At 60.1% G+C, this 10,568-nt stretch carries 7 protein-coding genes; 6 read left to right on the top strand and 1 reads right to left on the bottom strand.

Annotated elements, in window-relative coordinates:
- Window positions 1–261, bottom strand: a 261-nt coding sequence (locus tag ACEW8G_RS08665; RefSeq protein WP_373488027.1) for a GTP-binding protein, incomplete at its 3' end; no start/stop codon positions are given.
- A gap of 291 nt (window positions 262–552) precedes the next feature.
- On the opposite strand from ACEW8G_RS08665, the gene ACEW8G_RS08660 reads away from it, so the two are divergent.
- The 6 genes from ACEW8G_RS08660 to ACEW8G_RS08635 form a co-directional block, all read left to right on the top strand.
- Entirely contained in the window at window positions 553–3,855 is a 3,303-nt protein-coding gene (locus ACEW8G_RS08660) for a TonB-dependent receptor domain-containing protein (protein WP_373488026.1), read from the top strand.
- Window positions 3,856–4,235: 380 nt separating this feature from the next.
- Complete coding sequence (locus ACEW8G_RS08655; protein ID WP_373488025.1) at window positions 4,236–6,164, top strand: GMC family oxidoreductase N-terminal domain-containing protein; 1,929 nt, start codon at window positions 4,236–4,238, stop codon at window positions 6,162–6,164.
- Window positions 6,165–6,235: 71 nt separating this feature from the next.
- A complete protein-coding gene (locus tag ACEW8G_RS08650; protein WP_373488024.1) occupies window positions 6,236–7,306 on the top strand; it encodes a YncE family protein in 1,071 nt (356 codons plus the stop codon).
- Between the two features lie 62 nt (window positions 7,307–7,368).
- Complete coding sequence (locus ACEW8G_RS08645) at window positions 7,369–9,075, top strand: PHA/PHB synthase family protein (protein ID WP_373488023.1); 1,707 nt, start codon at window positions 7,369–7,371, stop codon at window positions 9,073–9,075.
- Between the two features lie 189 nt (window positions 9,076–9,264).
- A complete protein-coding gene (locus ACEW8G_RS08640) occupies window positions 9,265–10,092 on the top strand; it encodes an alpha/beta fold hydrolase (protein ID WP_373488022.1) in 828 nt (275 codons plus the stop codon).
- Between the two features lie 66 nt (window positions 10,093–10,158).
- Window positions 10,159–10,568 (top strand): FAD-dependent oxidoreductase (locus ACEW8G_RS08635; protein ID WP_373488021.1); only part of this gene is annotated, 410 nt, incomplete at its 3' end.

The following is a 10,568-nucleotide window of genomic DNA, read 5'->3' as shown; positions in this document are numbered from 1 at the left end:
AAAATCGACATGCCCCGGCGTGTCCATGAGGTTCAGCTCATACAGCAGCCCGTCCTCAGCCGTATAGTTCAGCCGCACCGTCTGCGCCTTGATGGTGATCCCGCGTTCTTTTTCGATGTCCATGTTGTCGAGCACCTGCTCCGACATTTCGCGCGCCGAAAGGCCGCCTGTCTGCTGGATCAGCCGGTCTGCCAAGGTCGATTTGCCATGGTCGATATGTGCAATGATGGAGAAATTACGGATCAGGGAAAGTTCAGTCATATCCGCGCGATTAGCAGGGGCTTGCACCAGTGTCAGCAAGGAATGCGCTTGCATTTCATTGTTGCAAAACTGCAACATGATTTGGGATAATACCAAAGCTTAATGACAAGCGGGTTGCCATGCGAGGACCATTGGGAATAGCTTTCAACTGTCCAGTGCCAGAACTATGTAACATTAATACGTCGGCCTGATCAGGGGAACAACAAAAATGCTGGTTCGCAGGGCGCATATCGAGCGCTCGCAGGATTGGTAGATCGCAGAGATTAATCATTGAACCACCGGGGAGTGTTCATGTCCATTTCAATTCAAAAATCGCAATCTGTCTCGCTTTCGGCCATCGCAACAGCGCTGCTGATCGGCACCATGGCAGCACCTGCCGCATTTGCGCAGGACCTGCAGGATCAGGCCGAAGCCCAGGAATCCGATGGCGATGCGACCATCATCGTCACCGGCAGCCGCCTGCAGCGCGACGCCAACGCGACCGCGCCCTTGCCGATCAGCACCGTGACAGCCGCTGATCTTGCCGCATCAGGCAACAGCGATGCGTCTGCCACCCTGCGCCAGATTCCGGCACTGATCTCTTCCGGCACCGTTGCCGACTCGATTGAGCGCGGCGGTGGCGGGATTGGTCAGGCAACGCTCAACCTGCGCCAGCTCGGCTCGAACCGCACCCTCGTGCTGGTTGATGGCTACCGCCATGTGTCGGGTGTAGCCGGTGCGCAAACCGTTGACGTTTCGACAATCCCCAACGCTTTGATTGAGCAGGTCGACGTTTTGACCGGCGGAGCTTCGGCCATCTACGGCGCCGACGCGGTGACCGGGGTGGTCAATTATATTCTTAAGAAGGACTTTGAAGGCCTGATCCTCGACGGCGGGGTCAGCATGGCTGATGAGGGCGACGGCGGCGGCTTCCGCATCGAAGGCACCATCGGCAAAAATTTTGCTGAAGGACGCGGCAACGTCACCTTCTCCGCCGGTTACACCAAGGATCTGGAAGTGCTGTTCGGCGCGCGCGATTTCACGCGTGATAACGGACGCGGCAATAATAGCACTACTTATGCCAACCCGGACCGGCGTTTCCAGCGTGGTGAGATCGTCGCTGCCACCATGCCGAACTTTGCTTCACGCTTTCGGCTTGGCGGCCCTGGCCCTGGCAACACGCGGTTTCCTTTTGGCCCGGCCATCCCCAACGCGCAACAATTTGCAGCAGCTTTTCCTGGTAGAACGCCCACACCTGCAGAACAGGCCCTGATTGATCGCGCAGCAAACGCACCGCTGTTCGTCATTGGCCGCGACCCGCGCTTTGCCATTAGCTCGGGCCAAGGCCTAATTTTTCGAAATGATTTCAATTTTTTCGGCGCCGACATCAACAACAACGGCATCCCCGATTGTAACGAAAGCTTCATCGGCCGTACGGGCTTTGGCGGTGGCGGTTGCTACGTCTCGACCCCCGGCGGCGGCGTGAGAATCTTCGAAGACGGCATCGTCTCGACGGCGTCGAACCAGTTCGGCGGGGATGGTGCGGTTGAGCGCACCAACGAAACCTCGCTCGTCCCGCAAAGCGAGCGCATCTATGCAAATTTCCGCGGTCGGTATGAGTTTTCGCCAGCGGCTGAAGTGTTTATCGATGCCAAATATGCGCGCAACAACACGCTGTCGCGCAACAACTACAACACGTTTTACGACAGCTTGCTGATTTTCCCTGACAACCCGTTTACACCTGCGGTGTTGCAGGCAGACTCCAACGCTGCCGGTGGCCTTCGCGTCAGCCGCGATTTTCTTGACCTTGGCCCTAACATTCAAACCGCCAAGCGCGAAACTTACCGCCTCGTCACCGGGATAACCGGCGAGATTTCTCCCAATCTGAAATACGAGCTGGTGGGCAACTATGGTCGCACCGACAGTGCGGTCACGCAAAGCAACTCGGTGCAATATGACCGGCTGTTCGCCGCCATTGACGTGGTGCGCGGACCAAACGGCCAGCCCATCTGCCGCTCGGATATCAGCGGCGTACCGCACCCGGGTAGCGAAATCTTCCCGGTGATCGCCCCCGGGTTCTTCACTTTCCGCCCTGGTGACGGCCAGTGCCGTCCGGTAAGCCTGTTCAACGGCACAAACTCGGTGTCACCCGAAGGCGTCGCGTTCATCACCACGCCGACCACCAACCGCTTCCGGCTGGAACAGTTTGTGGTGACAGGTCTGCTGACCGGCGACTCCGGCGCGTTCTTCAACCTGCCCGGCGGTGCTGTCCAGTTTGCGCTGGGTGCTGAATACCGCAAGGAAAAGTCGCGCAGCATGTTCAACGACCTGTTGCTCGGGCTCCTGCCTGAAGGGTCGCCCGCTGGCCCCGCAGGCACCTTCATCGGCGACATTTCTGACAACCAGTCGCTGCTGTTCGATGCCGCGACACAGACCTTTAACGCTGGTGGAACGTTCAACGTGAAGGAAGTGTTCGGTGAACTCTCTCTGCCCATCGCGAAAGACACCCCGTTCTTCCACGAACTGACCGTCGGGGCCGCCGGGCGCTATGCCGATTATTCCACAGTCGGCGGGGCGTTCACCTGGAACGTCAATGGCATCTGGGCACCGATTCCCGATATCCGCTTCCGTGGTTCTTACTCGCGCGCCATCCGTGCGCCGAACATCTCCGAACTGTTCAACCCTGCGCAGGGGGCGACTTTCCGCCCCGCCGATCCTTGCAACCAGTCTGCCATCGACGCGTTGCTGGCGTCCAATGATCCCAACGCACAAAACCGCCTCAACAACTGCCGTGCGGCGGGGATTCCAGTCGGCTATGAAGATCCGCTCACGGCGCGTTTTTCCGGCACCAGTGGCGGCAACCCCAATCTGACCGAGGAGACGGCGACGACATGGACAGTTGGTGGGGTGCTGCAGCCGCGCTTCCTGCCCGGTCTGACCATGTCTGCCGATTATTATTCGATCAAGATCGAGGACGCGATTGCGGCAGTCACCGCGCAGGATATCGTCAACACCTGCTATGACCTTTCGACCTTCCCGAACCAGTTCTGCGACCTGTTCGACCGCAACGGCCCGACCGGCCCCACTGCCTTCGGTTTGAACTTCCTGCGGCAGACCCAGCTGAACTTCGGGCGGATTGAAACTTCGGGCATCGATGCCACGCTGAACTATCAGTTCAAAATCAACGGCGCGAATATTGGCCTGAACGTTGCCGCCAACTGGACCGAAAAGGTCAACCGCTTCTTTGATCCTGTTGATACCACGCTCGTCAACCCCGGCCTGCTCGAGCTGGGTGCACCCGAATGGTCGGGTGTCGGCTCAGTCACCTACAATGTCGACGGGTTCACGCTCAACTATTCGCTGCAATATATCGGCAAGCAGGCCGCTGCATCGGTTATCCAGATCGAGCGGATCGAGCAGGAGTTTGGCCCAGCCGGTTTTGCACCCGAATACTGGTTGCACAACATTTCGGCCCGCTACGAGATTAACGAGCACCTGACGATCAGTGGCGGGGTGAACAACATCTCGAACAAGGAGCCGTATCTGGCCAGCTCGGCCTATCCGGTGAGCGGCATCGGGCGGCTGTTCTTCGTCGGAGCGACCGCGCGCTTTTGATCGGTTGCAACGCGTGAGCACAACGTGCCCCGGCTGGTGTTGCACCAGCCGGGGCATTTTGTTTGTTATCGGCATTGAATTGTTAGCGCTTCGGATGATATTGTTGCTTGTATACGCATGTTCATCGTCTAAAGTATTTCCAAATTGACCGTTTGCGGTCAATGGCTCGGAAAATACGACGTCAAAAAGTAAAAGTGTTTTCGCTCAAAGTGAAAACACTCTAGTCTTGCCTCCGGGTCTTTGGGGGGAGTCGACAATACATGCAGCGCAAACCGTTTAATCTGCTGGAGGCCGCGATCTGGCGGCGGTGGGCAGAAACCCTTTTCGATCCTGCCGAGATGGTCATTTCATCGCAGTAGGTGGTCGATAACCTCCAGCGGATGTTCGCCGACATCGAAGGCAACAAGCCGCGCGACACCGCGCTCGCGCTGCTGATCGGCTGGTTCATCCTGGGTGGCCCCGTCTGGCATTTCGCGCCGCGCCCTTTCCGTATCTGGCGGCTGCGGCGGCGTTTCAAGCACAGCCGGGTGAATTTCTTTCAGGACCTCGCCCGGGTGCGCGGCATCGTTTACGCGGGTTATTACGGGCACTGGATCGAGGCTGAATCCGACCAGCCATCCACAATCGAGGTTGAGGACGCAAACCGCGCCAACCCGGTGCTGGCATCCATCGGCTTCACCCTGCCCAGCCATCGCGAGCGCGCAGGCACCGTCGATGACCCTGATATTGCCGAATATACCGCCAACGATCTGCCGCCCGAAGTGTTCATCGGCGAGGACGCGATCCCGGACAGCGTCGAGGTGATCGTTATTGGATCGGGCGCGGGCGGCGCGGTGGCGGCGGCAAATCTCGTCGATCAGGGCTATGAGGTGCTGATTGTCGAGGCGGGGTGGCACTATCCGAGCACGCGGATCACCACGCGCGAGGCGCAGATGTCCTCAAACCTGTATAAAGACGGCGCCATCCAGACAACCGCTAACAACGACATCATTATCTTTCAGGGCCGCACCGTCGGTGGCTCAACGGTGATCAACAACGGCATCTGCCTGCGCGTGAAGCAGGACGGAGAGACGCACCCGCAAGCGAATGATGTGCTCGCGACATGGGCGGCACTCGGCGCCAACATCAGCCCGGCAAGCCTCAATGCATCGTATGACCATATCGAAAAGATACTCGGCATCCACAAAATCGATGCCCGGCTCGGGCTGAACAACGGCATCCGGTTGCTCACTGCCTGGTCGGCCTATCAGGCGACATCGCAGGACCCGCTCGACCAGCAGGCGATTTCCGGATGGTTCCACAAGAACTGGGGGGCAAGGCACGAACCCAATGCCTGCGTATCGGCGGGCTATTGCAACACCGGCTGCCCTTATGGGCGCAAGCGCGCGATGCCCGAGAGCTTCTTGCATCATGCCACGTCGAAGCCTGGCAACCCCGCGCGCATCCTTGATCACGCTTCAGTCACGCGCATTTTCTGGAACGACAAGTCTGGACCAGGCGGGCGCGTCGCCAGCGCGGTGCAGGTGCAGCTGCCCGATGGCCGGGCGAAGATCGTTCATGTCACCAGAGGCGTGGTGGTCGCGGCCGGGGCGATTGCATCGAGCAACATCCTGATCGACAGCGGCATTGCCCAGTCCGGCACCGCCATTTCGCTCAACGTCGCATGCCCGGTGCCCGCGCTGCTCGACCGGACGGTCAATGCCTGGGATGAAGACCAGATGGCGACCTTTATTGATCGCGGTGACTTTCTGATCGAAAGCCACTTTCAGCCACCGATGAGCATGTCCACGCTCGTGCCCGGCTGGTTTGATGCGCATTTCAGCCGAATGAAAAATTATAACCGGCTGACATCGGCGGGCGTGCTGTTTCCTGCCGACCGGCTGGGGCGGATCAAGAAGGGCAAGCTGGCGTTCGAGCTGCAGGAACGCGACCTTGATGTGCTGCGCCGCGCGCTGGCGACGATGACCAAGATTCATTTCGCAGGCGGCGCGCTTGAGGTCTATCCCGCCTTACTACGCGGCCAGACGCTCTATCCCGGCATGACGCATGACGAGATCGATCAGTGGTTTGCGCGGCATATCGAGGAACCCGACGATGTCGTGCTGTCATCCAGCCACCCGCACGGCGGCAACGCGATCAATGCCGATCCTGCCAAGGGCGTGGTCGATCTCGACCAGAAGGTGCACGGCACCGCCAACGTCTACGTCACCGACGCCAGCGTGATGCCCAGCTGCATCCGCGTGAATGCGCAGCTGACGACCATGGCGATGGCTGACCGCGTAACGCGCAACAAGCGGATTTTCGGATGACGTCACGCCCCATTGTGCCGCGCACATGCACCCGCTAAGCTCAGTTCAAAGACAGGCGCGCGGGAGAGTTCATGGCGGTTCGATATGGGTTGTTGGTGGCGCGACAGGCGCTGATGCCGCTGCTGCTGTTCACCGCGCTGCCTGCCGAAGCGCAGACTCCAGCAGCAACCCCCGCAGCAACCCACGCCGCCTCAGGCCCCGCCGCTCCAATCTCCACTTCACACGGCACGCTGATCATCGGTAACAAGGGCGAGAACACCGTCAGTTTCATCGATCTGGCGACGGGCCGCGAAATGGAGCGACGCGAGACCGGCCTGATGCCACATGAAGTTGCGATCTCACCCGATGGCAACCGCGCGGCTGTCGTCGCCTATGGTGGCCAGACCATCGACATCTTTGACGTGTCCAGCGGCCATTTTGTGGAAACCATTGATCTTGCCCCCAATTTGCGACCGCATGGCATCGCCTGGCTGGTTGACGGACGGATTTTTGCGACCACCGAAGGGTCGGACACGCTCACCATCGTCTCGCCCGAAGGCGCTGGCTGGAAGGTCAGCGGCATCCCGACCGGCAACAAGGGCAGCCATATGCTTGCCGTCACCGCCGATGGTGCCCGCGCTTTTGTGTCGAACCTGTCGTCAAAGAACGTGACGGTCCTCGATGTGGCGAAGGGCAAGAAGGTCACTGACCTTGCCGCCGGGACCGAGCCCGAAGGGATTGCGCTCACCCCCGATGAGCGCGAGCTGTGGGTCGCGGCGCGCGGCAGCAACGATGTGTATGTGTTCGACGCCATGTCGCTGAAGCAGCTTGCGCTGATCGAGACCGGCCGTTTCCCGATCCGTATCGCGATCAGCCCCGATGGCAAGACCGCGGTCACATCCGACCTGCAGGATGGCAGCCTGACGCTGATCGATACCGCAACCCGCACTGTGAAGGCCAAGATCACGTTGGGCGGATCGGAGCGCAGCGCGCAGGTGACGCTGCTGTTCTCGCCCGACGGTGCGCGGCTCTATGCCGCCGAGACCGGGCTGGATCGCATCGCCGAGATCGACATGACCAGCGGCACGCTGATCGGCCGCTTGCCCGCAGGCAAGAACGGCGACGGGCTTGGTCTTTCGCCCGTGCCCTTCAAACGCAATTGAGCTAAACTAGGAACGCGGCCTGCAAAAGCGGGCGTGACCTCAAAATCGGAGAGAGAAGCGCCATGGCAGACGAAACCCCCACCCTGGTCGATGAGGCCGCCCAGTCGACCACCGCGCTCGGCCCGCTGATGGGTCTGGCCCGCGAGGACTTCATGGGTGCCATCAGCCTGCTGCTGCGCGAGACCGCGAGCGACCCGGCGCGCACCTATCGTCATGCACAGTCCTTCTCGGAAGATGTGGTCAAGATCATGATGGGCCAGTCTGACATCGCGCCGGATCCCAAGGACAAGCGCTTCATGGATCCGGCTTGGGCCTTCAACCCGTTCTTCAAGGCGGGCGCGCAATATTATCTGGCGGTGCAAAAGGGCATGAAAAGCTGGATCGAGGACCTCGATCTCGACGCGCTTGAGCGCGACCGTGCAAATTTCATCTCATCGATCATCATCGATTCGCTTGCCCCCACCAACAGCCTGATGGGCAACCCGACCGCGCAAAAGCGGGTGCTCGATTCGGGCGGGCTGTCGCTGCTCAAGGGCCTCAAAAACGCTTACAACGACATGCTCTACAACGACGGCATGGTCAGCATGGTCGATAAAAAGCCGTTCAAGCTGGGCGAGAATGTCGCCTGCTCGAAGGGCAATGTCGTCTATCGCGACGAGATCATGGAGCTGGTGCAATATGCGCCGACCACCGATGAGGTCTACGCGATCCCGCAGCTGACCATCCCGCCGCAGATCAACAAGATGTACATCAACGATTTGTCGCCCGAAAAGTCAGTGGTCAAATGGCAGGTCGATAACCGCATCCAGACCTTTGTGATCTCGTGGCGCAACCCGCAGGCCGTGCACGGCCATTGGGCGATGACGGATTATATCGCCGCCTGCACCCGCGCCGTCGATGTCATCTGCGACATCACCGGATCGAAAAAGGTCAACGTGTCGGGCGGCTGTTCGGGCGGGCAGACGCTCGCCATGCTGCTGTCCAAGCTGCAATCGCAGGGCGATGACCGAATCGGCGCGGTGACGCTTATGGTGTGCGTGCTGCACCCCAAGCAGACCGATATCGAGGCCGGATCGCTGATGAGCGACAACGGCCTTGCGCTCGCCAAGCAGCGCGCCGCCAAACAAGGTGTGATCCAGGGCAGCGACCTGTCGCGCGGCTTTGCCTGGTTGCGCCCCAACGATTTGATCTGGAACTATGTGATCAACAACTATCTGCTGGGAGAAGACCCGCCCGCGTTCGACGTATTGTTCTGGAATGCCGATGCGACCAACCTGTCGGCCAGCCTGATGGGCGACTTCCTCACCATATTCGAGACGCTCGCGTTCACCAGACAGGGCGAGGTCGAGATGGTCGATCACAAGATCGATCTGAGCAAGGTGACCAACGACCTGTTCATATTGGGCGGGGTGACCGATCACATCACGCCGTGGCGCGCCTGCTATCGCTCGACCCAGCTGTTCGGATCGAAGAATGTCGATTTCGTGCTGTCGCAATCAGGCCATATGCAGGCGATCCTCAACCCGCCGACCAACCCCAAGGCCAAGTATTTCCGTATGAAGGGCAACACCCCGGTCAAGGCGGGCAAGACGCCTGAGGATGTCGATGCGTGGCTCGCCAAGGCCGAGGAGATCAAGGGCAGCTGGTGGCCCTATTGGATGGAATGGCTGCAGTCGCGCGCGGGTGACAAGGTCCCTGCGCCAAAATCCATGGGCAGCAAGAAAAATCCTGCGCTGGAACCCGCGCCGGGTCTGTATGTATTGGAGTGATGATACCAAAATCCTCTCCCGGAACGGGGAGGTGGCAGCCCGCAGGGCTGACGGAGAGGAAGCGGGATAGCGGATCAATGAATCGCAGCGCCCATTCGCCACCCCTCCACCATCCCGCGGATGGTCCCCCTCCGCTTTCAGTGGAGGATTTCAATCTATTACGACCTTAGACCTGAACGGAATTTTCTTTTGGCAAGCAAACCAAAGCCCGCCCTCACGACCGAGCCCGAGTTCAGCATGGAGGTGGTCGATGGCCGCACCCTGCGCGTCGGGCGCTGGCGGTTCGATGAGGGCCTGACCAAGCCGCCGCTATTGTTCTTCAACGGCATCGGCGCCAACATGGAGGCGGTCGCCCCCTTTGCCGAGATGCTGGACGAACGCCCGTTCATCACCTTCGATATGCCCGGTGTCGGCGGATCGCCCGATCCGAAGGTGCCGTATAACGCGTTCCTGATGGCGCGTGTCGCCGATCTGCTGCTGAAGCGGTTTGGGGTTGAGCAGGTCGATGTCATGGGAGTCAGCTGGGGCGGCGCCATGGCGCAGCATTTCGCGCTGCAACATCCGGGCCGGGTCAACCGGCTGATCCTTGCTGCGACCACAGCAGGCATGTTCATGGTGCCCGGCAACATCAAGGCGCTGAGCAAGATGGCCGATCCGCGCCGCTACATTGACCCTGGCTATATGGAGAAGCATTTTGCCACGCTCTACGGCGGATCGACCAAAGGCGCGGGCGGGCATACCGGGCGCATCACCCCGCCTTCAAAGATCGGTTATCTGTATCAGCTGCTCGCGATGATCGGCTGGACCAGCGCGCCGTTTTTGCCGTTCCTCGACAAGCCGACACTGATCATGATGGGCGGCGATGACCAGATCGTACCGGTGATCAACGGCGACATCCTCAAAACCCTGATCCCCAATGCGCAGCTGTCAGTGATTGAAGACGGCGGCCACCTGTTCCTGCTCAGCCATCTCGACGAAAGCCTGGCCGCAATCCGCGCGCATCTTGACGGGGCGTAAGGCCCCCCCTTCCCTTTCGCGCAATCAGCGTTAGCATCACGGCGCAAAGTGATAGGGGCGGAGTGGATGCGACAGATTGCCATCGTTGGATCAGGGCCTGCCGGCTTCTATACCGCCGAGGCGTTGCTGAAACTGCTGGGCGATGCCGTGATGATCGACATCATTGACCGGCTGCCCGTGCCTTATGGCCTGATCCGCTCCGGGGTCGCGCCCGACCATCAATCGATCAAGGCGGTGGACAAACGCTACGAGCGCACCGCGATGGCGGGCAATGTGCGCTTTGTCGGCAATGTCATGTTGGGCAAGGATGTATCGCTGGCCGAGCTTCAGGGGCTTTACGATGCGGTCGTGCTCGCCACCGGCGCACCAAACGACCGCACGCTTGGCATTCCGGGGCAAGAATTGCCCGGTGTCATCGGCAGCGCCGCATTTGTCGGCTGGTATAACGGCCACCCTGATTTCGCGCTGCTCGATCC

Source organism: Blastomonas sp. (genome assembly GCF_041747255.1).
Classification (GTDB): domain Bacteria; phylum Pseudomonadota; class Alphaproteobacteria; order Sphingomonadales; family Sphingomonadaceae; genus Blastomonas.
The sequence above is the reverse complement of the archived record's forward strand: the minus strand, read 5'-3'. Positions and strand labels throughout refer to the sequence as shown.

What these genes read in the sequence shown, in the direction of transcription:
- ACEW8G_RS08660 (WP_373488026.1), top strand. Translation starts at nt 553, where the DNA reads ATGTCCATTTCAATTCAAAAATCGCAATCTGTCTCGCTTTCGGCCATC.
- ACEW8G_RS08655 (WP_373488025.1), top strand. Translation starts at nt 4,236, where the DNA reads ATGTTCGCCGACATCGAAGGCAACAAGCCGCGCGACACCGCGCTCGCG.
- ACEW8G_RS08650 (WP_373488024.1), top strand. Translation starts at nt 6,236, where the DNA reads ATGGCGGTTCGATATGGGTTGTTGGTGGCGCGACAGGCGCTGATGCCG.
- ACEW8G_RS08645 (WP_373488023.1), top strand. Translation starts at nt 7,369, where the DNA reads ATGGCAGACGAAACCCCCACCCTGGTCGATGAGGCCGCCCAGTCGACC.